General features: G+C 52.5%; 21 protein-coding genes. 11 read left to right on the top strand and 10 right to left on the bottom strand.

Translation table 11 applies throughout. The features are described from left to right. Positions 1–6: 6 nt before the first annotated feature. From ACSHSR_RS12130 to ACSHSR_RS12120, 3 genes are all read left to right on the top strand, one after another. Complete coding sequence (locus ACSHSR_RS12130; RefSeq protein ID WP_144168502.1) at positions 7–678, top strand: alpha/beta hydrolase; 672 nt, start codon at positions 7–9, stop codon at positions 676–678. Positions 679–1,073: 395 nt separating this feature from the next. Next, the gene (gene ushA, locus ACSHSR_RS12125) at positions 1,074–2,768 is read left to right on the top strand and encodes a bifunctional UDP-sugar hydrolase/5'-nucleotidase UshA (protein ID WP_093982861.1); all 1,695 of its coding nucleotides are present in this window, start codon (positions 1,074–1,076) and stop codon (positions 2,766–2,768) included. Between the two features lie 268 nt (positions 2,769–3,036). Further along, the gene (locus ACSHSR_RS12120; protein ID WP_028779347.1) at positions 3,037–3,486 is read left to right on the top strand and encodes an Hsp20 family protein; all 450 of its coding nucleotides are present in this window, start codon (positions 3,037–3,039) and stop codon (positions 3,484–3,486) included. Between the two features lie 113 nt (positions 3,487–3,599). On the opposite strand, the gene ACSHSR_RS12115 is transcribed toward ACSHSR_RS12120, so the two are convergent. Further along, positions 3,600–4,919: a Na+/H+ antiporter family protein gene (locus ACSHSR_RS12115; RefSeq protein ID WP_479630789.1), complete on the bottom strand. Its 1,320-nt coding sequence runs from the start codon at positions 4,917–4,919 to the stop codon at positions 3,600–3,602. A 313-nt stretch (positions 4,920–5,232) separates the two neighbouring features. Between ACSHSR_RS12115 and ACSHSR_RS12110 the strand changes: the two genes are divergently transcribed. Together ACSHSR_RS12110 and ACSHSR_RS12105 are read left to right on the top strand one after the other, a co-directional pair. Next, a complete protein-coding gene (locus tag ACSHSR_RS12110; RefSeq protein WP_025009505.1) occupies positions 5,233–5,838 on the top strand; it encodes a peroxiredoxin in 606 nt (201 codons plus the stop codon). A gap of 144 nt (positions 5,839–5,982) precedes the next feature. Continuing rightward, positions 5,983–6,999 carry a DUF3137 domain-containing protein gene (locus ACSHSR_RS12105; protein ID WP_107004703.1) on the top strand — a complete coding sequence of 339 codons (1,017 nt, stop codon included), beginning with the start codon at positions 5,983–5,985 and terminating at the stop codon, positions 6,997–6,999. Between the two features lie 226 nt (positions 7,000–7,225). On the opposite strand, the gene rnt is transcribed toward ACSHSR_RS12105, so the two are convergent. Then, positions 7,226–7,900, bottom strand: a complete 675-nt coding sequence (rnt, locus tag ACSHSR_RS12100; protein ID WP_208142729.1) for a ribonuclease T — start codon at positions 7,898–7,900, stop codon at positions 7,226–7,228. Positions 7,901–8,041: 141 nt separating this feature from the next. Here rnt and ACSHSR_RS12095 point away from each other — a divergent pair, with 141 nt between their 5' ends. Next, positions 8,042–8,914, top strand: a complete 873-nt coding sequence (locus ACSHSR_RS12095; protein WP_025009508.1) for a flagellar protein MotY — start codon at positions 8,042–8,044, stop codon at positions 8,912–8,914. 78 nt (positions 8,915–8,992) lie between these two features. Here the strand turns inward: ACSHSR_RS12095 and ilvN are convergent, their stop codons facing one another. From ilvN to ACSHSR_RS12080, 3 genes are all read right to left on the bottom strand, one after another. Then, positions 8,993–9,490: an acetolactate synthase small subunit gene (ilvN, locus tag ACSHSR_RS12090; protein WP_037473968.1), complete on the bottom strand. Its 498-nt coding sequence runs from the start codon at positions 9,488–9,490 to the stop codon at positions 8,993–8,995. Then, complete coding sequence (locus ACSHSR_RS12085; RefSeq protein WP_208142730.1) at positions 9,490–11,211, bottom strand: acetolactate synthase 3 large subunit; 1,722 nt, start codon at positions 11,209–11,211, stop codon at positions 9,490–9,492. Before ACSHSR_RS12085 ends, ilvN begins: the two co-directional genes overlap by 1 nt. A 483-nt stretch (positions 11,212–11,694) precedes the next feature. Then, a complete protein-coding gene (locus tag ACSHSR_RS12080) occupies positions 11,695–12,927 on the bottom strand; it encodes a multidrug effflux MFS transporter (RefSeq protein ID WP_443096452.1) in 1,233 nt (410 codons plus the stop codon). A gap of 534 nt (positions 12,928–13,461) precedes the next feature. On the opposite strand from ACSHSR_RS12080, the gene ACSHSR_RS12075 reads away from it, so the two are divergent. Beyond that, positions 13,462–15,249, top strand: coding sequence for a SulP family inorganic anion transporter (locus ACSHSR_RS12075; RefSeq protein ID WP_342189090.1), 1,788 nt, complete (start codon positions 13,462–13,464; stop codon positions 15,247–15,249). A gap of 55 nt (positions 15,250–15,304) precedes the next feature. On the opposite strand, the gene ACSHSR_RS12070 is transcribed toward ACSHSR_RS12075, so the two are convergent. Further along, the gene (locus tag ACSHSR_RS12070) at positions 15,305–15,973 is read right to left on the bottom strand and encodes a glutathione S-transferase (protein ID WP_232786027.1); all 669 of its coding nucleotides are present in this window, start codon (positions 15,971–15,973) and stop codon (positions 15,305–15,307) included. Between the two features lie 281 nt (positions 15,974–16,254). Between ACSHSR_RS12070 and trhO the strand changes: the two genes are divergently transcribed. Next, complete coding sequence (trhO, locus tag ACSHSR_RS12065; protein ID WP_144168505.1) at positions 16,255–17,235, top strand: oxygen-dependent tRNA uridine(34) hydroxylase TrhO; 981 nt, start codon at positions 16,255–16,257, stop codon at positions 17,233–17,235. Between the two features lie 127 nt (positions 17,236–17,362). Here trhO and ACSHSR_RS12060 read toward each other — a convergent pair whose 3' ends face one another. The 4 genes from ACSHSR_RS12060 to ACSHSR_RS12045 all read right to left on the bottom strand — a co-directional run bounded on the left by ACSHSR_RS12060 (position 17,363) and on the right by ACSHSR_RS12045 (position 20,932). Further along, positions 17,363–18,253 (bottom strand): AraC family transcriptional regulator, encoded by an 891-nt coding sequence (locus ACSHSR_RS12060; RefSeq protein ID WP_208134387.1) that lies wholly within the window; start codon positions 18,251–18,253, stop codon positions 17,363–17,365. Further along, positions 18,240–18,944: a flavodoxin family protein gene (locus ACSHSR_RS12055; protein ID WP_208134388.1), complete on the bottom strand. Its 705-nt coding sequence runs from the start codon at positions 18,942–18,944 to the stop codon at positions 18,240–18,242. The genes ACSHSR_RS12060 and ACSHSR_RS12055 overlap by 14 nt, the downstream gene beginning before the upstream one ends. A 75-nt stretch (positions 18,945–19,019) precedes the next feature. Further along, the gene (locus ACSHSR_RS12050; RefSeq protein ID WP_208140265.1) at positions 19,020–19,958 is read right to left on the bottom strand and encodes an alpha/beta hydrolase; all 939 of its coding nucleotides are present in this window, start codon (positions 19,956–19,958) and stop codon (positions 19,020–19,022) included. Between the two features lie 59 nt (positions 19,959–20,017). After that, complete coding sequence (locus ACSHSR_RS12045) at positions 20,018–20,932, bottom strand: alpha/beta hydrolase (protein ID WP_115390467.1); 915 nt, start codon at positions 20,930–20,932, stop codon at positions 20,018–20,020. A gap of 676 nt (positions 20,933–21,608) precedes the next feature. On the opposite strand from ACSHSR_RS12045, the gene ACSHSR_RS12040 reads away from it, so the two are divergent. The 3 genes from ACSHSR_RS12040 (at position 21,609) to ACSHSR_RS12030 (ending at position 25,852) form a co-directional block, all read left to right on the top strand. Next, on the top strand, positions 21,609–23,111 hold the full coding sequence (locus ACSHSR_RS12040) for an alkaline phosphatase (RefSeq protein WP_479631520.1): 1,503 nt from the start codon (positions 21,609–21,611) through the stop codon (positions 23,109–23,111). 14 nt (positions 23,112–23,125) lie between these two features. Beyond that, positions 23,126–24,763, top strand: coding sequence for an alkaline phosphatase family protein (locus ACSHSR_RS12035; protein ID WP_096141667.1), 1,638 nt, complete (start codon positions 23,126–23,128; stop codon positions 24,761–24,763). 225 nt (positions 24,764–24,988) lie between these two features. Continuing rightward, positions 24,989–25,852 (top strand): hypothetical protein, encoded by an 864-nt coding sequence (locus ACSHSR_RS12030; protein ID WP_208140269.1) that lies wholly within the window; start codon positions 24,989–24,991, stop codon positions 25,850–25,852. The last annotated feature ends 27 nt before the right edge of the window (positions 25,853–25,879 follow it).

Genomic DNA, 25,879 nt, shown 5'->3' with positions numbered 1-25,879 from the left:
GTTGTTATGTCGTCAGCCACCCTGGATGCCGTTGTTGTTGAACCCCGGGAGCCGGCCACGGCCTGTGTTATCTGGTTGCATGGTTTGGGTGACTCGGGTGACGGCTTTGCCCCTGTGGTGCCGGCATTGGGACTGCCTGCCGATCACTCGATACGCTTTGTGTTTCCACATGCGCCTGAGCAGGCTGTTACTGTCAATGGTGGCTATGTGATGCGCGCCTGGTATGACATCAAGAGCCTCAATCTCCATGACAGAGCCGATATGCCAGGGGTGTTGCAATCCGAGCGTTTGGTTCGACAACTCATAGAGCAGCAAGTCGCTCAGGGCATTGCCGCCAACCGTATTGTGCTTGCCGGTTTCAGCCAAGGTGGGGTGATGAGCCTCTTTACCGCACTGCGCTATCCCGAAGCCTTGGCTGGCATTATGGCGCTGTCCTGTTATTTGCCAGGGGGTGAGCAACTGCCGGAAGACTTGAGCAGCGCCAACCGTGATACACCTATTTTGCAATGCCACGGCGAGCAGGATGATGTGGTTGCCCTCAGTGCCGGGCTTATGGCTAAAGAGGCGCTCGAGCAGCGGGGATATCGGCTTGAATGGCACACTTTCCCAATGGCGCACGGCGTGGTACCGCAGGAGCTTAATCTCATTAGTCAGTGGCTGCAGGCGTGTTTGAGCTAAGTGGCCGTTAAGGGTTGAGCGCCTGAAAACTAAGCAGCCTGGGGCAAGAAAATTATCACCCGGGCTGTTTGTTTTGCCAAACAATGGCCATGTCTCATGGCAAGCTTTAGTTATTATCTTAAATAACAGCAAGATAACTATGGTTGGTTAGAGTTCTTAAATCCTGGTCCTGCAGCATATCCCGCTTTGATATCCCCCTCGTTTAGGGGGTTATTTGGTAACGTAAACAAACTGTATTATTTCCCGCCTTAAAATCACACATTTAGCTCACTTTTATTAATAAAAATGACACATGTTCGACTTAATCTTGCTAGTATGTCGGGCGCGGGAAGTTCGCTTCACCGCTTATTAATGATGATGGTAAAAATAAATAAAAACATGGGGTTGATTTAATTATGTCTAATAAACTGATGAAAGGACTTTTGGCGACAGCCATTCTGGCTGCTCTCGCCGGTTGTAACAGTGATGACAAGGATCCGGCACCGGAAGTCTGCGGCGCCGATAACTGCACCAAGTTCACCATTTTACACACCAATGACAACCATGGCCGCTTCTGGGAAAACAGTGACGGTGAGTATGGTATGGCAGCCCGTAAGACGCTGGTTGAGCGCTTACGCAACGAAGTGGAAAGCAACGGCGGCCAGACTCTGTTGCTCTCCGGTGGTGATATCAACACAGGTGTGCCTGAGTCGGATCTGCAAAACGCCGAGCCTGACTTTATCGGCATGAACCTGATTGGCTATGACGCCATGGCCGTGGGTAACCACGAGTTTGATAACCCACTGAGCGTGTTGGATATGCAGCGTGAGCTCGCCGAGTTTCCTATGCTGGCTGCCAACATCTACAAAAAAGATGGCACCCGTTACTTCGAGCCTTACAAGGTTTTCGATGTTAAAGGTCTTAAAGTGGCTGTCATAGGTTTGACCACAGAAGATACCGCCAAGATAGGTAACCCTGAGTTTATCGGCGAGCTTGAGTTTACTGATCCCAAAGAAGAGATCAAAAAGGTCATCAAAGAGATCAATGATAAGAAAGCCGCCGACATCATAGTGGCGACCACTCACATGGGTCACTATGCCGATGGCCAAAATGGCAGCAACGCCCCGGGTGACGTGGCCATGGCTCGCGCCCTGGAAGAGGGACAGCTGCAGGTTATCATAGGTGGCCACTCACAGAACCCGGTTTGTATGGAACCCGGTACCCAGAGCTATGCCGATTTCAACCCAGGTGATGATTGTCGCCCTGATCAGCAAAACGGCACCTGGATCATGCAGGCCCATGAATGGGGTAAATATGTTGGCCGCGCCGATTTTGAATATTATGGCGGTAAACTACACCTGGCCAGCTACAAGCTGATCCCGGTCAACCTGAGGAAACTGGATGCCGAAGGCAAGAAGACAGAGGAACTGGCCGGTGAGCCTATCCCTGCCGATACCACAGTGAAGGCTGTGCTGCAGCAATATCAGGACAAGGGTAGTGAAAAACTGGGCGAAATCATCGCCACTACCGATGGAAAACTGGAAGGCGATCGCGCCGTGGTTCGTGGTCAGCAGACCAACCTGGGCCGTTTGCTCGCCATGGCGCAGGCCACCAAGGTTAATGCCGATATTGGCGTGATGAACTCGGGGGGTGTACGTGACTCTATCGCCGCCGGTGATATCAGCTACCGTGATGTACTGACAGTGCAGCCTTTCGGTAACATGATCACCCTGAGCACTATGACAGGTGCCGAGCTCAGCGATTATCTGGGTGTAGTGGCGACCATGCAGCGCGGTTCAGGGGCTTATGCCCAGATCACAGGTGTGAAAATGACAGTTGACTGTCAGGCCAAGTCGGTCGCTATCAGCGAAGTCAACGGCAAGGATTACAGTGCAACAGACAGCTACACCTTCACTGTACCCAGCTTCAACGCCGCGGGCGGTGACGGCTATCCCAAGCTGGATCCTGTACAAACCGGCTATGTTGATGCCGAAGTCTTCTACAGCTTCCTGAAAGAGAAGCAAAGCATCAAGGCCGTTGATTACGAGCCGGTAGGCGATATCGTTTATGAAAACTCCAACAGCCCACTGGGTTGTGAAGTGCCTCAGTAAATAACATTTTAAGTCACTTTACAGGCAGCCCTTCGGGGCTGCTTTTTTGTGGCAAAAGAGCAGGGTGGTTATGTGGTTTTGTGTAAATTTTAACCAATTAATTCTACCGGGACTTGAAATACCATTGCCCGACCCTATCTATTGAGTGTCGGCAGGGGAAGCGCCTTGACCGATAAATTAAAGGCCGTGCCATTGGGCGGCCGTTTGAACCTAGGGTGCGATGATTCGGCCCGACACTACATATTGCTTAATTTATGAGGATATGACTATGCGTAACTATGATTTGACTCCCCTTTACCGCAGCGCTATCGGTTTTGATCGTTTGGCCCGTTTGGCCGAACATGCCGCCGCCAACAATGGCAATGCCGGTTACCCTCCATACAATATCGAACTCTTGGGTGAGAACCGTTACCGGATCACCATGGCGGTTGCAGGCTTTGCCATGGATGAGCTGGAGATCACCAGCGAGGGCGAAAAGCTGTTGGTGAAAGGCACCAAGGGCGAACAGGCTCCGGAGCGTAAATACCTGTATCAGGGCATTGCCGAGCGCGGCTTTGAACGTACCTTCCAGTTGGCCGATTATGTGACCGTCGAAGGCGCCCATCTGGAACACGGCCTGCTCAATATAGATTTGGTGCGCGAGATCCCTGAAGCCATGAAACCGCGCAAAATAGAGATAGGCTCAGGTAACCGCCTGATAGAAGAAACTCAGGCCTGAAACAGCGCTGATAAGCTCGGCCCCGGCTTGTAAAGCAGGCCGCTAAAGCAAAAAAGCCAGTCTGATACAGACTGGCTTTTTGTATTCAGGGTTATCACTCCCCAAGGCAGTGCTTAGAGTACCATGGCGGCAATCCAGCCGAAGAGCAGCAGCGGGATATTGTAGTGAATAAAGGTTGGGATCACGCTATCGCGGATATGGTCGTGTTGACCATCGGCATTCAGGCCGGCGGTGGGGCCGAGCGTTGAGTCCGATGCCGGTGAACCTGCATCCCCAAGCGCTGCGGCGGTGCCGACCAAGGCGATAACCGCAGGCACAGAGAAACCAAAGTTCAGTGCCAGTGGCACATAGATGGTGGCAATAATAGGGATAGTCGAGAAAGATGAGCCAATACCCATGGTGATTAACAGGCCCACCACCAGCATCAACAGCGCGCCCAGGCCCTTGTTGTCACCAATCAACTCACCTATGGCACTCACCAGAGTCAGCACTTCACCGGTTTGTTTGACCACGGCGGCGAAACCGGCGGCAGCTATCATGATAAAGCCTATGTTGGCCATCATGCGCACGCCTTGGTTAAAGATATCTTCATCGGCCACATGTTTGAGCGCGCCGCTGAATGAGAAGATCATAAAGCCGACCAGCGCGCCGAAGATCATCGAATCTGTCTGCAGTTGCACCAGCAGAGTCGCCAGAATGGCCAGCACGGCAATGATGATGTTGCGCTTGCTGAGTCCGGTTTCCTGCTCGGCGGCGAGGATCTGCTCTTCCCGGTACTCTCTTGGCTTGCGATAGCTGATAAACACGGCCGTCAACAGTCCGGCCAACATGCCGGCGGCCGGAATAAGCATGGCTTGGGGAATATCCCCTGACTGGGCCTCTAAGCCGTTGGACTGCAGGTTTGCCAGCAGTATGTCGTTTAGAAATATGCCGCCAAAGCCCACAGGCAACACCATATAAGTGGTGACCAGGCCGAAGGTGATAACACAGGCGACCAAACGCCTGTCCAGCTTGAGTTTGGACATCAGATGCAAGAGTGGCGGCACCAGAATGGGGATAAAGGCGATATGGATCGGCAGAATGTTTTGTGAGCTGATAGCCATGGCTAACAGGGACAGCAGCAACAGGCTGCGAACCCACTTGAGGTTTTGACTATCGGGATCTTTGCCAAGGGCCTTGATCACAGAGGTGGAGATCAAAGTGGTCAGCCCGGAATGGGACAGGGCCACGGCAAAGGCGCCGAGCAGGGCATAACTCAGGGCTATCTTGGCTCCACCGCCCAGGCCGGTATTGAATGCCTCTATGGTCTGGTGGATGTCCAGTCCTCCCATCAAGCCGGCGACCAGGGCGCTGATCGTCAAGGCGATCACCACATTGACCCGGGCCAGGCTGAGAGCGAGCATCAGACAGACGGCAATCACAACTGCGTTCATAGTAAAGTCTTATTCGCTAAACAAAGGGGCTATTTTTGACTGGGGGGGCTTGGATGTCCAGCTGCAATCAGTGTTTGCGGGAAAAAATCTCTCTTTGTGAACTGGATCCTAAGGTTATTGAGTCGCTTTGTGAGCCAGGTAATTGCGGTGGCCGCACACTTGCCGATTTCTTACCCAGACAAGCCTTAAAATGCAGCAAAAGCGTGATATTGATCCTAAATAGGTTGTCAGGTGCATGGCACCTCTTATAATGGCTTGTAGTTAAAACGGATTCTGTTTTATTCACAACTCAATCCATAGATGGAGGTATAAAATGAGCGTATTAGTAGGCCGTCCGGCTCCGGACTTTACTGCAGCAGCTGTTCTGGGTTCTGGTGAAATTGTTGACAGCTTCAACCTGACTGCAGCAATCAAAGGCAAGCCTGCGGTAGTGTTCTTCTACCCACTGGATTTCACCTTCGTGTGCCCATCTGAGCTGATCGCCTTCGATCACCGCATGGAAGAGTTCAAGAAGCGTGGCGTTGAAGTGATCGGTGTTTCTATCGATTCTCAGTTTACTCACAATGCATGGCGTAACACCCCAGTGGAAAAAGGCGGTATCGGCCAGGTTCAATACACTCTGGTAGCCGACGTTCGCCACGATATCTGTAAGGCTTACGATGTTGAGCACCCAGAAGCCGGTGTGGCTTTCCGCGGTTCTTTCCTGATCGACAAAGAAGGCATGGTGCGTCACCAGGTCGTTAACGATCTGCCTCTTGGCCGTAACGTCGATGAAATGCTGCGTATGATTGATGCGCTGCAATTCCACGAAGAGCACGGTGAAGTTTGTCCTGCAGGTTGGGAAAAAGGCAAGAAAGGCATGAAAGACAGCCCAGACGGTGTTGCTGCCTACCTGTCTGAGAACGCTGAAGAGCTGTAATTGCTTGTATAGCTTTATAAAGCTGCCCTCGGGCAGCTTTTTTTATACCTATCTAAACCTTTATTGCCCATTCCAGAGCTAAGAGCTTGACGAAAGGTTCTAGATAGTTGCTAATTGAACCGGAAAAATAGCAAGGAAAACAGGATGAATTCAATGGAGTTTGCTATTCCGGAGCAAGACAAGCAGGCCTTCGACCAATATTATGCGCAAAAGATTGCACCCAAGTGTCGGCGTTATGAGTCGGTTCGAGAGGCCGCTGCTGCCAGGTATAAAGAGCGTAGAAAGATAGTTGCGCCTCTCACCTTTATCGGCATTCCGGCATTTTTGCTGTTTTTTGCCATGGGTTTCTACGGCGCCTTGATGTTGAATTTTAAAGAAGGGGTGTTTTTTATCGGCTTTGGCGGCGCCGTGCTATCTCTGGCTGTGGTGGTGTTGGCCAACATCTGGGCTGGCAGTGAGATAAGTGAACTGCGTACCCAGATAGTCGAGGAGATCTATCCTCTGCTGCTGGGGTATTTCGGTAAAAGCTTTGCGTTCAACCCCTCGGGATTGCCTGAACTGGAAAGCTATAAAGACTATGGTCTCTTTCCCGACTATGACAAAGGTTATTTTCAAAACTCGGTCAGAGGCAAATATCTTAATGTGCCTTTTCTGCTTAGGGAACTGACGTTACTCGAACGCACAGGCAAGAACGATAATGGTCCCCAATATAAGACGCTGTTCGATGGCATAGTGATAGAGTTTGACTTGCCGAAGACATTTTCCGCGACCATCCAAGTGCGCCGCGATAAAGGTTTTATGGCCAATGGCTTGGCGCAGTTCAGAAACAAGCTCTCGAGGGTAAAGCTGGAAGACCCGGACTTTGAGCGTAGATTTGAGGTCTACAGTGACGATCAGCTCGAAGCCAGATATGTGCTCAATACAGCGACTATGGAACGTTTGTTGTCACTATCAGGATTTTATCAAGGCGAGCTGGAAGCCTGTTTTAAACAGGGGCGATTGTTTGTCAAAATAGCCTGTCAGCACAGCTATTTTGAGCCGCAACTGGATCTTCTCAAGCCGCTGGATCTCAGCGCAGACATAGAGCAAGTGTTCAAAGAAATCCATGAAGTATTCGACTTGATTAAAGCCCTGAAACTCGATAATCGCACCGGGCTTTAAACATGAGGCTCAAGACCTTGGTTTTGAGCCAGGCTATCTTTGGTTTCCGGTCACTGGCTTCTGGTTTCTGAACGGGTTTCTGAACGCTGGTCTTTGGTCGCTGGGTTTTGATGCGCCCTCACGTCAGATGCTCAAAGGATTTGGCGTGAGGACGGGACACTCTTTAGTTTGAGTCGGCTATATGTCTGAGCCGAGTTACTATGTTTGAGCGTATCTTTGAGCGGGTTTAGACCGCATCCTGTGGGGTTTCGGTTTCGGTTTCGGCAGCGGCAGGCAAAGGCCAGCCGCCAAGGGCTTTCCAGCGGTTGACTATGTAGCAGAACAGCTCGGCGGTGCGCTCTGTATCATAAAGCGCCGAATGGGCTTCTTTGTTGTCGAAGGGGATCCCGGCCAAGGCGCAGGCCTTGGCCAGCACTGTGTGGCCTATGGCCAATCCGGCCAGAGTGGCGGTATCGAAGGTGGCAAAGGGATGAAACGGCGAGCGCTTGATATCATTGCGCTCAATTGCCTTACTGACAAAGCCGTGATCGAAGGCGGCATTGTGAGCCACTATGATAGATCTGTGGCAATCGGCCGCCTTCTGCGCCTTCTTCACCGCCTTGAATATTTCCAGAAAAGCTTCTTTCTCGCTGACGGCGCCCCTGAGAGGGTTGTTGGGATCTATGCCGTTGAATGCCAGTGCCTCCGGCTCGAGATTGGCGCCTTCAAAAGGCTCGATATGGAAGTGCAGGGTTCTGTCTATTCCCAGATTGCCATCGGTATCCATCTTCAGCAGGGTGACGGCAATCTCCAGCAGCGCGTCGGTCTGCGCATTGAAGCCAGCGGTCTCCACGTCGATCACCACAGGGAAATAGCCCCTGAATCTGTGCTTGAGTTGGTTGGCTAGGCTTGGCTGAGTCATGCATTTCCCCTGGAAAATAACGAAGCGGCTATTATGCTAAAACATCAACAGGGTGTCATGTTCGATTGTTGTTTTTATAGGCTAAAGGAATGAATTTCTTTGCCGATAGAGACAACATGGTATGCGAAAAGAGAGATTTCTATGTGGCGTAAACTGTTCCTGCTGTCGACTCTTTGTCTGCCGCTGTCGGCGATGGCGGATCTCAGGCACTATGTGGCGTCACTTGACGACTCTCATTGGCGCGTGGCGCAAAATACCCCCATAGGTTGCAGCCTGGAGCACGACATTCCCGCCTACGGCAAGGCGGTGTTTTCCAGTCATGCGGGTAAAGAGCTGAATCTGCAGTTTACTCTGGATATGTGGCAAAAGCCTGATGCCGTGACCCATGCCCGCTTGATGAGCAAGGCGCCGGCTTGGCGTCCCGGGGTGACATCCAAGGCGATTACCGAGTTGAGCTACCAGAAATACTTCAATGGTGAAGTGCCGAAAAAGGCCGCCTGGTCGATGCTGGCAGAGCTGGATCGCGGTATGGAACCCACTTTCTACTACAGCGATTGGTACAATCAAAGCAACAAGGTGGCGGTCGGCCTTTCTGCGGCCAACTTTGCCCAGAAATACCGCGAGTTCAAGCAGTGCCTGGCCAATCTATTGCCTTACAGTTTCGATGATATCGCCTTTACCGTGCTTACCTATGAGATGGGCGGTACCGAGTTGACCCGTTATTCCAAGGCGCAGCTGGCGCGGGTGCAAGAGTATCTGGCCTATGATCCCGAAGTGGAACTGGTGCTGATAGACGCCTATACCGACAGCTATGGTGGTCGCAGTATCAACCAGAAGGTGTCTCAGCAGCGCGCCGGTTCAGTCAAAGAGTTCTTCGTGGCGCGGGGTATCCCGGGTGACAGGATCCACACCGAAGGGCACGGCGAGCGCCGCCATGTGGCTTCAAACGACTCCAGTGACGAGCGGGCCCGCAACCGCCGGGTGGTTATCCGGATAAGCAAACCGCTCCAGTAACGCCAGAGTACGCTTTAACAGACAGTAAAAAACCAGGTTCAAGCCTGGTTTTTTCATGCGTGGAATTTGGGGGGAGACTCAGGCGCGCATCGCCTTGTCGCCTCTGGCAAGCCCCACGACTCCGGAGCGGGACACTTCCACCACCTTGGTGACCTCGGTCAGCGCGGCAATAAAGGCGTCCAGTTTATCGCTGGTTCCCGCCATCTGTACTGTGTAGAGATTGGCTGTCACATCAACGATTTGGCCGCGGAAGATATCGGCGGTGCGTTTCACTTCTTCCCGCAATGCGCCGCTTGCCTTGACCTTGACCAAGGCAAGTTCCCGCTCCACATGGGTGGACTCTGTGATATTGGACACCTTGAGCACATCGATAAGCTTGTGCAGCTGCTTCTCTATCTGCTCCAGAATGCTCTCATCGGCGGCGACAGTGACCGTCAGCCGGGACAGGGTAGGGTCATCGGTGGGCGCAACCGTAAGAGTTTCAATGTTGTAGCCGCGTTGGGAGAAGAGACCGACAACTCTTGACAGGGCGCCGGGCTGGTTTTCCATCAATACAGATATGATTCGACGTCTCATCAGCTTTTCTCCGTCTTGCTCAGCCACATTTCATTCATAGCGCCACCACGAATTTGCATCGGGTAGACGTGCTCGGTTTCATCGACACTGATATCCACAAACACCAGCCTGTCTTTCATGGCCAGGGCTTGTGCCAGTTTGCTCTCCAGTTCATCCACATGGTCGATATTGATCCCCACATGGCCGTAGGCTTCGGCGATTTTGGCAAAATCAGGGACTGAGTCCATATAGGAGTGGGAGTGGCGGCCCGAGTAGATCATGTCCTGCCACTGTTTCACCATCCCGAGGAAACGGTTGTTGAGGTTGATGATTTTCACCGGCACATCGTATTGCAGTGCGGTGGAAAGCTCTTGAATATTCATCTGAATCGAACCGTCGCCGGTGACACACACAACGGTTTCATCCGGCATCGCCATCTTGACCCCCATGGCGGCCGGCAAGCCGAATCCCATGGTGCCCAGGCCTCCTGAGTTGATCCAGCGCCGCGGTTTGTCGAAAGGATAATAGAGAGCGGCAAACATCTGGTGCTGGCCAACATCCGAGGCCACATAGGCATCACCGTTTGTCAGGCGATAGAGGGTTTCTATCACTTGCTGAGGCTTGATCCGTTCGGCATTGCGCTGATACTCGAGGCAGTTGCGGCTGCGCCAGGAAGCAATTTGCTGCCACCAGTGTTGCAGCGCCTCGTCATCCTGAGGCGTTACCTTGTCTTCATCCAGCAATTGCAGCATCTCGTTCAGCACCTTATCGGCCGAGCCCACAATCGGAATATCCACCTTGATGGTCTTGGAGATGGATGAAGGGTCGATATCTATGTGCAGTATGGTGGCATCCGGGCAATATTTGGCGACATTATTGGTGGTTCTGTCATCGAACCTCACGCCAATGCCGAAGATTAAATCTGAATGGTGCATGGCCATATTGGCTTCGTACAGGCCGTGCATCCCCAGCATGCCCAGGTTGTTGTGATGAGAGCCGGGAAAGGCGCCCAGCCCCATAAGCGTATTGACCACAGGCAGTTTCAGTCGTTCGGCCAGTGTCAACAGTTGCTGGTGGCAGCCGGAGATAATGGCGCCTCCGCCCACATACAGCACAGGTTTTTGGGCGGCCATCAAGGCCTGCAAACCCCGGCGGATCTGGCCCTTGTGACCCGAAAGCGTCGGGTTGTAGGAGCGCATCTTAATCTCTTCCGGGTATTGATACTCGTGCAGTATCGCCGGGTTGAGGCTGTCTTTGGGCAGATCCACTACCACAGGGCCTGGGCGGCCGCTGGCCGCGATATAGAAGGCTTTCTTGATAATGGTGGGAATTTCGGTGGGATCTGTCACCAAAAAGCTGTGTTTCACCACAGGGCGGGAGATCCCTATCATGTCGCATTCCTGGAAGGCATCATTGCCGATCAGGTTACTGGGCACCTGGCCAGAAAGCACCACCAGAGGGACTGAATCCATGTAGGCGGTGGCGATGCCGGTAATGGCATTGGTCGCTCCCGGGCCGGATGTCACCAATACCACGCCGACCTTGCCCGTGGCTCTGGCGTAACCATCGGCCATGTGCACAGCCGCCTGTTCATGGCGGACAAGAATATGTTCGATATCGGATTTTTGATGCAGGGCATCGTAGATGTCGAGAACTGAGCCACCCGGGTAGCCGAATATATGTTTTACGCCTTCGTCAATTAACGAACGCACTATCATGCTGGCGCCTGAAAGCATCTCCATTTGGTACTCCTTGATAAGATACCGTTACGGTAAACAGTAACTTTTACAGCGACGGTTATCGCTCTAATTCGGGCCGGAAGGGTAGTTCCGGCCAGCTGTCGACCCGGCCTTGGGGCTCACTTCCCTGTAGGGAAGGGGTCTCTGTCACCAATGGACAGAATTTCATCATATTGGAAAGAGAGAAGTTTTCAAGACCCAGGGAGCGGCTTTTTTATGAGCATGAATAAATTTCATTTTTGCCGCCGAAAAGCGGCCCTGATTGCGGTAGGCTTTTGCTAAAGTGCTATTTATTAAGTATTGAATTTATTATATTTTATTCCTAATAGAGGATCTTTTTAGACTTTGGTCTAAAGCGCCGCTAATTCCTGGTGTATGAACCCAGTCTTTGAAAATTGTGGTTCTTGGGGTTGCGGAAATCGACAAACGGCGCTTTTCGCTCAAGCGGTTTCAAACGCTTGAGCATGCTTTATCGCCAGCTTTATTTTAGGAACCGGTACTGCGGCATTCGGGCACAGGGCGGCGACTGACAGCGAACTGGCACAGACCCACCAGTAGTACAGAGGCCAGCATCAGCGCGGCAAAGGGCACGGCAGTACCCGTGTAAAACAGCGCCAGCAGCGGTCCTGCCAGAGCACCAAAGCCAAACCTCAGGGTGCCGATAACCGCAGTGGCTGTGCCTGTTTCCTGCTGAAACTTCATCAGTACTATGGCATCGGCGTTAACCGACATTATCCCCAGACATCCCATCAGGGGGATCAGCATGGCCACGGTAAAGTGGTAACTCAAGTCGAGCAGGTTCACCAGTAACAGCCCGGTAGCGGCGATACTGCCGAGCATAGTGGCGGCAACCAACATGCGTCTTGAACCATAGCGACCAACAATGCGTGAGTTGATAATATTGGCCAGCATCAAGGCGCCTACGTTGGTACTGAATAGTATGGCAAACAGTGACTTATCCAAGTTAAATACCGACATATAGACAAACGGCGAGGCTGTCAGATAGCAGAAAAAGGCGAATGAAGTCAGCACGCCGCTGCCGATATGCAGCTTAACGCCTGGCCGGGTAAAGACGGTGGCATAGGCGCCAAAGAATGACTTGCGGCTGCGCTCGGCGCCTTGCATATCCGAAGGCAAACGTAGTTTCAGCAATACCAGCATGAGCAGCAGCAGGGCATAGAAGGCGAGAATAAAGAAAATCAAATGCCATTCACCCAGCTCCAGAATTAAGCTGCCTATGGATGGAGCCAGCAGTGGCGCCAGCATCATTATTAGGCTGACATAGGACATGCCCTTGGCCGTATTGTCACCATAGACCTCCTTGATATAGCCGGGGATCACCACGGTAGCGGCGGCGCCGATAAAGGCCTGGACAAATCTGAGGCTTAAAAACATTTCTATCGTTTGCGACAGCGCCAATCCCAGGCTGACCAACATAAATCCCGATAGGCCAATGATCACCAAAGGACGACGGCCGAAGCGATCGGCCAAAGGCCCAAAGGTAAGCATACCCAGAGAATACCCGGCCAGATACAGGCTCAGAGACTGCTGCACTGTAGTGATATCGGAATGGAAACTTTCGGCTATGGTAGCCATGGCCGGCAGATACATGTCGATAGCCAAAGGCGTTATCGCCACGATGGCCGACAGCATGGGAATAAGCAAGGCCAGATGCAGCCCTTGGGGCGTGCGCCTGGTTATCTGGGGTTGGGTATCCAATTTAACCTCATTATATTGGCCAAAAAGCATTGGATGCTTGGTCAGGAGTGTGATTCATGCCACGAAAAAGGGCTTGGGGTTTATGTTAAGTCGCGGCGGCCAATAAGGGAAGGTGCAAATAAGTCCTCGTGGCACTCTGGTTTACACAACAATTGGCATTCAAGGCATCTGACTGAAGGCATGCCGGGGCCTGTCGAAGTCGGATAACGCAGAAAGCCGGTTGCTGTGAAAGCCCCGAAGGGCGTGGCTTACAGGTCTGCCTGCTGTGTTGTGCTTCTTGCAAAGGACTAGGCCATTTGCTGCGAACCACGCCTTGCATCCAGGCCCGTAAGCCGACGCAGAGCACACATGGGACTTGTTCGCGCCTTCCTTAGCCAATCCCCCAAGTCGTTTCTTTACATTACTGACAAACAAAAGCGGAAATGTGAATAGTGAGAATATTTTATTTAGCCCTGGATGACTTCTTGGCATAAGCTCACTACATTATCCACTCAGGACAGTATGCGCTTAAATTGATGGAGTTGAGTGCTGAATATGCGAGTTAATTTTCCACAATGGAACACCAAGGAGTTGCTGACTCAATCACTTCCCGGGCTGGCAGGATTGCTGCATTACCAAAAAGAATGGTTGCGGGATGATCTGCGTGCCGCCTTGTCGGTAACCGCGGTGGCCTTGCCTGTGGCCATCGCCTATGCCCAGCTTACCGGGGTCAGCGCCGTGGCCGGGCTTTATTCCTGTATTTTACCAATGTTGATTTATGCCTTGTTTGGTACATCGAGGCAACTGATAGTGGGTCCGGATGCCGCGACCTGTGCCGTGATAGCCGCTGTGGTGACGCCACTGGCCGCCGGCGATGCCAAGGTGCACTGGCAGTTGGTGATGACCATGACCCTGATGACGGGCATTTGGTGCCTGCTGGCCAGTCGCTTTCGGCTCGGGGTGCTTGCCGAGTTTCTCTCGCGGCCGATTTTGATGGGGCTGCTCAACGGGGTGGCGATAACCATTATCGTCGGCCAGTTCTCGAAGATTTTTGGCTTTAGCTTCGACTCCCGCTATTTGCTGGAACGCCTGGCAGGCGGCGCCGAGTATCTGTCGCGCACTCACTGGCCAACATTGGGCATGAGTCTGGCCACCTTGCTGGTGTTCCTGCTGGTCAAGCGTCTGCGGCCGCAACTTCCTGCCTCCATGGTGGCGATTGCGGTGGCAGGATTATTGGTATGGCTGTTTGATTTGCAGCAGTATCAACTGGCGGTGGTCGGTACTATCGAAGGCGGTCTGCCGGAGTTTCAGGCACCGGTATTTGATTTGGGGCTCAGCCGTGAACTGGTGATGCCGGCGCTGAACCTTGCCATGGTGAGCTTCGTTTCCATGATGCTGACGGCGCGCAGCTTTGCCGCCAAAAACGGCTACGACATAGATCCTGATAAGGAGTTTCGCGCGCTTGGGGTAGCCAATATCGCCTCGGCGCTGTCTCAGGGTTTTGCCATCAGCGGCGCCGATTCGCGCACCGCGGTTAATGATGCCAATGGCGGCAAGTCGCAGTTGGTTTCTGTGATAGCGGCGCTGCTGATAGCCCTGGTGGCCCTGTTCCTGACTGCGCCGCTGCAATATATCCCTTCGGCGGCGCTCGGGGTGGTGCTGGTTATCGCATCGCTCTCTTTGATTGATATCAAGGGTATCTGGAAGCTGAGAAAGCGTGACAACGGCGCCTTTACCCTGGCGTTGATCACCCTGTTGGCCGTGCTCTTTATCGGGGTGATCCCGGGGATCACCCTGGCGGTGCTGCTGGGCTTGTTCCAATTTATCCGGGTAGTGATGAAACCCTCTGAGCAGCTGCTCGGTGTCGATCGCAAAGGGGTGCTGCGCAGTATCGACCGCAGTGACAAGGCCACGGCGATCCCGGGGATCATGATCTACCGTTTCAACTCACCTTTGACCTATTTCAACGCAGGTTATTTCAAACGCCAGCTGCTGGCCAGGTTAAAAGAGCAGCCCGAGCCGGTGGATTGCGTGATAGTCGATGCTGTGGCCTGTTTCAGTCATCTGGATATCAGTGTGATGGCCATGATTGCCGATTTGGCGCACCTGTTGAAGCGCCGCGGCGTCAGCCTGGTGCTGGCGGGCCGTAAACGTCAACTGCTCAGCTGGTGTGAAGCCAGTGGCATAGATGTGGCGGAGGATGGTTTGATCATCAGGCCTGATTTGGCCTTGGCGGTGCGTATGCATCAAAACTACAAACAAGCGGTCGCTGAAGGCCAAGCCCCCGAAGTGCGGCGTTTGGCCGGCGATGATACCAGCGCCCCCAGACCGTCCCATCTGTAAAACCTGGCGGGATCCCGATAGCACGCAAACGCTTGCCAAGATTGCTCGGCAGGCGCTAAAGCGGCTGTTGCTCGCCGCTTTCCAGCCACAGAGGCTTGGGTTTCATGGCGCGGATAAACCAGGGGTGCTCGAGCCAGGCCTGCAGCCATTGAGTCAGACAGGGCAGGGGGGCTGCATTGAACCTGGCTCTATCCACATGGGCAAATTGGCGCACAAAAGGGAAGATGGCGAGGTCCGCCGCGCTCATACGCCCGAGCAACATGGCTTGCTCTTGCAGCCCTTGAGCCTCAGCCAGTCTCTGCTCCAGTGGCAGCAAGTACTCGAGCGCTTGTTCGAAATAGCTTTGCTGGCTGAACTCAGGATAACGGTCAAAGTATTTGTATCTGTCCAGCAAAGGCTTGAATGCCCTGTCATTGGTTGCAATCAGGGCTGAGGTAAGGTTTTCTTCCTCAGGATTTTGCGGCAGCAATGAGTGGGGATCGGCTTGCGCCAATGCCCAGAAGAGGATATCCAGACTCTCGTCAAGCACCCTTCCATCGGCGAGTTGCATCACAGGCACTGTGCCCTTCGGCGATAGGGCCAGCATCTCCTGCGGCTTATTTTTCAGCAGAATTTCCCGCACCACGACAGACTGGTCGGCGGCAATCAAGCCCAGTCTGGCGCGCATGGCATAGGGGCAGCGGCGAAAGCTGTACAGCACAGTTTGACGGCTTACTTGAGTCACAAGATTCCCTTGGCATTTCAATAAAACAGCCATTGTAGGAATGACTCGGGTGACAGGCAAGGTCGCCTGCCCAAAGACGTGTATAGGATTAAGTCGTTACAATACGGCTACTTGATTCAGAAATCGCCTAATAACCCTACTTTTTCTGTCTATTTGCGCTACTGTGATTGGGGTAGAATGGCGCCCCCATTTTGGGAGGCCGATCACCTAAGGAAGGTTCCAGAAGGTGAGGCTGTTATGCACTGGAAATTAGGTTCCAGCCAGCAGAAGTTGAGGTGATGATGTCCAAAATAGTTGTATGCGCTTTATATAAGTTTGTTTCCCTGCCGGATTATGAGGCTTTGCGTCAGCCGTTGCTCGAGACCATGGAAGACAATGGCATTCGCGGCACCTTGCTGCTGGCTGCCGAAGGCATTAATGGCACAGTGGCTGGCTCGGAAAGCGGCATCAATACCCTGATGGCCTGGTTGGATGCCCAGAATGGCCTGGATAATATCGTCTCCAAGCGCTCATTTGATGATGAGATGCCGTTTTACCGCACCAAGGTCAAACTCAAGAAAGAGATAGTCACCATGGGGGTGGAAGGCATAGATCCCAGAGAAGTGGTCGGCACCTATGTCAAACCCCAAGATTGGAATGCGCTGATCTCCGAACCCGATGTGCTGCTGGTTGATACCCGCAACGACTATGAAGTGCAAATTGGTACCTTCAAGAATGCCGTCAATCCTGAGACCGAGACTTTCCGCGAGTTCCCAGAATATGTGAAGCAGCAGCTGGATCCGGCCAAGCACAAGAAGGTAGCCATGTTTTGCACCGGCGGGATCCGCTGTGAAAAGTCCACCGCCTACCTTAAGCAACAAGGCTTTGATGAGGTGTATCACCTCGAAGGCGGGATCCTCAAATATCTGGAAGAAGTGCCCGAAGAGCAGAGTCTGTGGCAAGGAGAGTGTTTTGTCTTCGACAACCGGGTTTCTGTGGATCACCAGTTGCAAAAAGGTCAGTACGATCAATGTAATGCCTGCCGGATGCCGATAACCGAGGCCGATATGCAGAGCCCGGCCTATGAGCAGGGTGTCAGCTGTCCCCATTGCATAGATAAGCTGGATGAAAAGCAGCGCCGGCGCTTTATCGAGCGTGAGCGGCAGATGCAACTGGCCAAGCGCCGCGGTGAGGCTCACATAGGCGCCGATGTCAAAGAAGTGATCCATAAGCGCCGTGAGCAAAAACAGCGTCAGAAAGAGCAGGCCAAGCAAACCTCTTGATAGCGGTAAAAGTTGAAGCAGGAAATGAGCAGTAGCTACTGAATTCTGTCGCTCGACTGTGAGTTCGGGCAAATAGTTTGGTCTGAGCTACTACAGCGAATGCGGTTTACTGCTCGTTTCCACGTTTCTAATATTGTCGCAGGCGCTGAATATCTTTTTGGGGCGGTAATCCAAATAAACGACTGTATTCGCGACTAAATTGAGAGGCACTTTCATAGCCCACCAGATTACTGGCTTGCGTCGCATCAAGACCATTTAACAGCATCTGCTCCCGCGCCTCTTGCAGCCTTAGGTTTTTCATGTATTGCAGCGGGCTGCTGCCAGTTAAGGCTTTAAAGTGCACTCGAAAGCTTGAAGCGCTCATGTGCGCCTGCCCCGCTAGCTCATTCATGCCGACGGTTTCGGTGAAGTTCTTCTTCATCCACGTCACGATTTTCAGAATGTGATTGCTGGGCGAACCGACAGAGGCAATATGGCGCAGTTGCGTGCCATGCGGCCCATGAAGCAAGCGAATCACGAGTTCCTTTTTTATCAGTGGCACCACACTCGCGAGATATTCAGGCTCTTGCTCCAACGCCAACAAACGGCTCATCGTCCGGTATATGCCATCGTCCATGTTTTGAATAGAAATCGATTGATACTCCATCTGACGATCGGGCTTGTCGAGCTGCAACTCCGTGCACGTTTGCATGATCAGGTCATAATCTAATTTCAGGGCGAGCGCCAAAAATGGCTGATGACGTGTTGCTTTTGTCACATGCGATACAATCGGAGTGTCAAAGGTGGTCAACATTGACTGCCCGGCTTCGACAGGGACTTGCCTGTCATCAATCGCCAGTTGCTTGCTCCCTTGTAAGATCAGCGAAAATCCAAGGCTATAAATGCAATGCAGCGGCGCTGTCGGCGTATTTCGAATATGCACTTCAAGCCCGGGGATATCGGTGACGTAACTGCCCTCTTTACTGTTGTAGGCACGTACTTGATCCACCAGCGCTTGATTGGCGTTATTGCTGTTCATCACGTTCACCTGCTCTGTCGGTGATTCTTTTCATATTGTATTTTTCATCGAATCGTTGGATTAACTCTTGCGAGGACATCTGGCTTCCCATTCTTCCCCGCTTCACGTATTGATGAGCAAAACTGATCGCGCCTTTCGAACGCACGAGTGCTTCAAATTCATCAATAAAATGCTGCTTAAATTGACTGTTAAACGTATTCACCAACACCACGTGCTTGTTGGTGAAATCGGTATTGTTCGCAAATTGCCAGATCGGTGGCGCTGGGCTGTATAACCAGATGGGCGAACCCAGATACACGGTGTCATAGCGCGAAACATCGATATGATTCGGCGTGATGTCCGCGAAATCGTTCCGTGCATCGCTCAATGCGTTTATCCAGCCAACCATCCCAAGCTGGTAGTCGTTTGCCACTAATTCATGGACATCCGCATCCAAGGTTTCAGCGATGTGATCGGCTAAAACGCCCGTATTTCCTGAACGAGAAAAGACCACAACGGCCACATTTCGAGGTTTTTCCGAAGCGCTGTGATGTTTTAACGTATCATGCTTGAAATCATCGTGCTTTAACGCGTGATTTCTTAACGCATGATTGGCCGCATCTTGTGCATTTTCAATACGCGTGACCACAAATGCAACCACGAACAAGATGAGAGCGAATGCCAACAGCAACATCAGGAACAAACGGATCATCAGTGCCATCCCTTACGATTTCAAACAAAGTGAATGATGCGTTCTTCACTCTCGCGAAGAACGCATTGAAGTCATTTATTGGAGATATTTCGCCAAGAATGGTGCCACGCGTTCCATGGCCAAACCCACCGCTTCCGGATGGTCATACAGCTCGTAGTGCGACCAATTCTCCAGATCCACCAATTGACGATCTTTCGAAGCCACCGCTCGACCATAAATTTCTTGCCCATCACGGAACGCGCCAAACGCGCCCACTTTCTGGCCAACCACCGCCATCATAGGTTGTGTCATCAAGGTTTCTGCAAATGCGAAGGCATCCCAGCTTAATGTTTTTTGAGCGTGAGAAAAGACCATGCGCGTTGCGCCGCCTTCCGACTGTCCCCGTGGTGTTTTGTAGTACTCTGTGGCTTCAAACACATCGCGATCGGTCAAACCGTTTTCTTTTGCAAATTCGAGGCTTGGTGGCAACAGTTCATTCACTTGTAACTCAGCACCACGAGCTTCAGCCGTGCGTTGCGTCGCCATGGCTTCCAATGTGCCGATGGGGTTGTACAAGCTAAACCCTTCGCGGAACAAACGACCCACATTAACCGGTGTAATGCCCACAACGGCTTTCAGACGTTTCTCGGTCAGGGCAGAATTGAGAATGTAACCGCCACCACCACAGATGCCCAATCCACCAATGCGGGTCTCATCCACATACGGTAAGGTCACGGCATAATCGATCACGCGGCTGATGTCTTCGACGCGTTGGGTAGGATCTTCCACATAACGGGGCATACCGCCCGACTCACCTTGAAAACTCGCATCAAAGGCAATCACGACATAGCCTAATTCAGCCAACGCCTTCCCATAAACTGCGCTGGAGGTTTGCTCTTTGCAGCTCCCAAATGGATGAACACTAACCATGGTCGGATAGCGTTTTGCTGCATCAAAGCCGTCTGGCAACAAGATGAATGCGGCCATATCCCAAGCCATATCGGCGTTTCGGAACGAGACTTTTTTAATATCCATCGTTTTATCCTCGCAGAAGGCTCAATGCATTGAGCCTTCGTTGACATTCATCGTGCGTGTTACAACGTGCGTTGGAAGAATGGTGCAAGTACGCCAATAGCTTCAGCAATCGGTGACTCGCCATCGTAGAGGTCCATGTGGTTAGCACCATCGACAATGTACATCTGTTTGTCGTTGCTCGCTGCACGCGCCATCAGATCATCACTCATCCACTTGCTGCCCGCATTGCTGCCCACCACGGTTAAAAGAGGCTGCGTGAGGAACGCTTCCGCTTTAAAGAATGCATCATACGAGATGATTTGAGTCAGGCTGCGAGCCGTCGCAAAACCCGGTGCGGTGCAATACGCCGCACGATCGGTATGGTAATACTCCCAAGCCTGACGCAGCTCTTCATTCGGTGCATCTTCTTCGTTCATCGGCGCCATTGGCATGGTTGCAGGCTCCGCGCCACTCGCATCAGCAGTGCGCGCACCAGAACCGGCTTCAAGGTAAGGAATCGCATCGCGGTCTTTCACGTTGTTATCCCAACCGTTGCGGAACATTTGGCCGATGTTCACCATGCTGACCGTTCCCACCGCTTTGATGCGACGATCATTGATGGCGGCATTGGCGGTATAACCCGCACCAGCACAGATCCCCATCGCACCAATGCGGTCGTTGTCGACGTAATCCAGCGTGGTGAGGTAATCAATCACGGCACTCACATCTTCCGTACGTACGTGTGGGTTTTCCAACTGGCGCGGATTGCCGGTACTTTCACCTTGATATGAGGCATCATAAGCAATGGCAACAAACCCGTGCTCTGCAAGTTTTTTTGCGTATGTGCCCGCGGTTTGTTCTTTCACACCACCACCCGGGTGCGACACCACAATCGCGGGGTAACGCTTGGTCGCATCAAAATTTTCTGGGAAGTTGATCAGCCCAGCGAGCGTAATGTCCAGACCGTTGGTATTAGGGAAGTAGACTTTGTTCATTTGGGTTGCTCCTAACTAGAATTGGTCGTTATCAGGAAGTATTGCTGAAACAGTGTTTGTCATTTGCTCCTGAATTAGCACCAGTATAGGCAGGGGATGCCGAGTAAGTTTGCCTAAAATGACGAGTTGCTTGCCTGATTTGCCTTAATGCCTGAAATAACGAATTGAAATGCTTTTGTGAAACGTTTCCTAATGATGAAATCTATTAATGCACTGATAAATAATGCATATTTTTATATATTTGAAGAGGGTGCCTTTGCGGGATCCAACAGGTTTTAGTGTTGGTTAAGTGCTTGCTCTGTCATTGTTTTCCCAAATTGCCAAACAGTTGCAACCAGTCGGTGACAAACACATAAGAACCAAATGGCTCTTTTATCATAGCTTTCCTGAGCTTTTTTTAGCGCTTATCTGGTGAATATTTAAGCTGTGGCCTGGTGGGTGCGACCACTGTTTTTCGATAGTCAGAACAAACACGTGTCTCCTTTAATGTATTTCCCATCCAATCCCCATTCAGGTTTCTTGGCCAAAAAGCCAGCTTTTCCTTTGATTTGTGTCGTTTAAACGCAGAGCTTCACATAACTGCAATCTTGATTAATCAAATCTGTCATCTGGATCCCTGACAATCAGGCCGCTTTATTTTTAATAGCGAACAATTTACTTCAACCCAATACGGATGATGAAAGTGATGAAAAATAGATTAGCTGCGTTGATCTCTTGCAGCCTGGTAACCATGGCGGCCAACAGCGCCGTGTTACCCAGTGTTCAAACTGACAGCCATTGGTATAAGGAAAGCGCCCAGCGGGTGTCAGACAAGGCTACATTAGAATCAAAAGCAAAAGCCAAAAACGTCATTTTGTTTGTCGGTGACGGTATGGGGATCTCCACCTTGACTGCTGCGCGTATCTACCAAGGACAGCAGCTGGCCGGTAACCAGGGTGGTGAAGAGAACTTCTTGAGTTTTGAGAAGTTTGACCATACCGCATTGATCAAGACCTATAACACCAACCAGCAAACACCGGACAGCGCAGGCACCATGACGGCCATTGCGACCGGGGTAAAGTCCAAAGCGGGGGTGATTTCGGTATCCGAACAGAGCCTTCGTGGCAACTGCCTGTCATCCAAAGGTAATGAGCTGGTGACTCTGGTGGATCTGGCCAATGCCAAAGGCTTATCTACCGGTGTGGTGAGTACTGCACGTATCACCCACGCCACTCCGGCAGCAACCTATGCCAATAGCCCGGAGCGTGACTGGGAATCTGACGCCAACCTGCCTGCCGAGGCGGTAGCCAACGAGTGTAAAGATATCGCCTACCAGATGGTGATGCGCGATAAAGACAATGCCCTGTCAGTCGCCCTGGGCGGCGGTCGGCGTGCCTTTATCCCTGAAACAGTGACTGATGGCGAGAACAAGAAAGGGCAGCGTAAGGATGGCCTGGACTTGACCATGGCTTGGGTCGACAACCTGGACAACGCCGCCTATGTATGGAATAGCGCAGAGTTTGATGCCATAGATGCCGGCACTACAGATCACCTGCTGGGCTTGTTCAACTCCTCCCACATGGAATATGAAGCGGACCGCGCCGATGATGTGGGCGGCGAACCTTCATTGACTGAGATGACAGCGAAATCTATCGAGATTTTGCAGAAGAACGACAAGGGCTATCTGCTGATTGTCGAGTCGGGTCGTATCGACCATGGTCACCACGCCGGTAACGCCAAGCGCGCCCTGGCCGATGCGGTGGAACTCTCCAACGCCGTTAAGGCGGCGGTCGAAAACACCAACCCGGAAGAGACGCTCATTCTGGTCACCGCCGACCACAGCCACGTGTTCACCATCGCAGGTTATCCGAAGCGGGGTAACCCCATTCTTGGTCTGGTACACGGCATAGATGGAAACCTTTCTACTGCCCTCGATGGTAAGCCATACACCACCTTGGGTTATACCAATGGCCCGGGCGCAGTTGTGGGGAACCGTGACGACCTGACCTCAGTGGACACTCAAGACAAAGACTTTATGCAACAAGCTCTTATTCCTATGGGAAGTGAAACCCACGCCGGTGAAGACATTAGTCTGCATGCCACAGGCCCCGGTGCCAACCTGGTGCAGGGTGTAATGGAGCAGAACGTGATTTTCCACATTATCAATCAAGCCCAAGAGCTTGGCGGTACTAAGTATTAATTGGGAGCAAGGAAATGAATAAGAAATTACTGGTACTGTCTTTGGCCGCGATTCTCGGTTTGGCGGCCTGTGGAAGTGACGGTGACAACGGCAAGGACGGCACCGCAGGTACCCCGGGCACGGATGGAAGCAACGGCAGTGACGGAAAAGACTGGACCGCCGTTAATCAATGGTATGTCGATGGTCAAAACCGCGTCACCAAGGCGTCCAATATGAGCAATAACACCCAGGCGGGGGCGGCGAAAAACATCATCTTGTTTGTCGGCGATGGCATGGGCGTTTCAACTGTGACGGCGGCGCGGATCCTCGATGGTCAACTCAAGGGGCAAACCGGAGAGGAAAACTCACTCTCCTTTGAGACTCTGCCTTATCTTGGACTGGCCAAGACATATAACGTTGATGGTCAAACCCCGGATTCGGCCGGCACCATGACGGCCATGGTCACCGGGGTGAAGACGGACGTTGGCGTGATCTCACAGGCTGAAGGTGTCGAGCGCGGTGTTTGTTCCTCCGCCAGCGGTCAAAACCTGGTGACTTCGCTGGAGCTGGCCGCCATGGCGGGTATGGCTACCGGTGTGGTTTCAACTGCACGTATCACTCACGCTACCCCGGCGGCCACTTATGCCCATGTGCCGGATCGCGACTGGGAAGCGGACAGCAACTTGCCGGCCGAAGCCGTCACCAACGGCTGTAAAGATATTGCCGCCCAGATGCTGGACTTCAATAACGGCAAAGGGATCAATGTGGTTATGGGCGGTGGTCGCCGCGCGTTTATTCCCAACACCACTATCGATCCTGAAGGCAAAGCAGGTAAGCGTAACGATGGTCGCGATCTGACCGCCGAGTGGCTGTCCCAGTACCCCAACGCCAGTTACGTTACCGACCGTGACAGCTTCCTGGCGATGGATACCGGCAGCACAGAGCATGCGCTGGGGCTGTTTAACTCCTCTCATATGGAATATGACTACGACAGAGTCGAGACCGGTGTTACCGGCGAGCCTTCCCTGGCAGAGATGACGGCCAAGAGTATCGATATTCTGAAAAAGAACGACAAAGGCTTTGTCCTGATCGTTGAAGCCGGTCGTATCGACCATGCTCACCATGCCGGTAATGCGGCCCGTGCCCTGCACGACACCATAGCCTTGTCTGAGGCGGTACGTGTCGCCATGGAGAAGACTTCGGCCAATGACACCTTGCTGATGGTTACCGCCGACCACAGCCATGTGTTCACCATCGCCGGCTATCCGACCCGAGGTAATCCTATCCTGGGCCTGGTGAAGAGTAACGATGCCAACGGTCAGCCGTCGGTCACCAACTCTACCGATGCCAACGGCATGCCTTATACCACGGTTGGTTATGCCAATGGCCTGGGCTTTGGCTCGTTGGCGACCGGTGGCGATGAGCGTTACAACTATGCCGCCGAGCCTGGTCGGGTGGATCTAAATTACATAGACACCCAGAGTGTGGGGTTCCATCAGGAGGCATTGGTGCCGCTGGAAAGTGAAACCCATGCCGGTGAAGATGTGGCAATCTTCGCTCGCGGCCCGGGTGCCAGTCTGGTTCAGGGGACGGTTGAGCAGAACCACATCTTCCATGTGATGAACTTTGCCGGTGATTTGGTCAATAAGGCCGAGGCCGCCGCGGCGCAATAAGGTTTAGCGTTTCGCAGCCTGATGCCCCTGCCTGCCCCTAGTTTCAGGCAGGGTGTCAGGCTGCTTCTTTGGTTTTAGAGTAATATCAGTAGGTTTATTATGTCCCGTGTAACATTCAAGCCAGCGTTACCCTTTTTTTCCCGCGTAGCGCTTCATATCGCTCCTCGTATAGCTCTTTGCACAGCTCATTGCACAGCCCCTCGCGTTCTTGGTCGCCCACTCGCATTGTCAATCACATTGTCACTCACGCTGTCACTCGCTTTGGGGATCACAGCTTCTCTGGGGCAGTTTGCCATGGCCAATACTCAGTCTGTCAGCAACCAGCCTGGCAGCCAGGAGCACGTCCATGTCAAAGCGGGCGGCTCAATTGGCGATGATGCTAATGTTTGTGCCGCCAAACCCGGTCGTTTTCAAGCCAGCTATCAGATCACTGTTGGCAGCGGTGAGCAGGCCAGGCAGCAGCAACTGACCCTGACGCGCTTTGACGATACCATCATCTATCAGCGCAGCCCTGTCAGCTATGAGGCTTGGCATAAAAATGGTGAGTATGTGCGTTATTTCCCCCAGGAGAAACGCTCTATCAGCTATCGCCGCGGCGATCTCTTGGCGCTGAATATTCACACCGATCTCGATAGGCAGTTTCACCTGATATCGCCCGCTGCCTTGAGTCAATTTGAAAAGGGCCAAAGCCTGCAGGATAGCTGCTTCACCCGTCAGAGCTATTCTTTTAAGAGCAAGAGTCATGGAGAAAGTCATGAGGAAAATCATAGTCACGCGAACAAAAGTGCCACCGAGTCGCAGTCTTTGCAACTGAGCTGGATAAGCGAGCTGGAACTGCCAGCCGAGATGACCATCACTCAAGGTGAGCAGCGTATTGTTTATCGGCTCAGCAAACTGACGCCTGTGAGCCAGGAGAGTTTCAAGCGGCTTACCTCAGGTTTCCAGGACCTCGACTTTGCCGATGTGGGCGACAGTGAGTCTGACCCTTTTATTGCCAAGATGATCACCCAGGGCTTTATTCAACATGGCAGCTCAGGCTTCTACTCGGCAGATGGTCAGCAGCTTGAAGGCGGGCATCACAGCCACTGATTAACCCCAGTTACCGATATAACAAGG

The organism is Shewanella sp. VK101 (assembly GCF_056497865.1).
The sequence above is the reverse complement of the archived record's forward strand: the minus strand, read 5'-3'. Positions and strand labels throughout refer to the sequence as shown.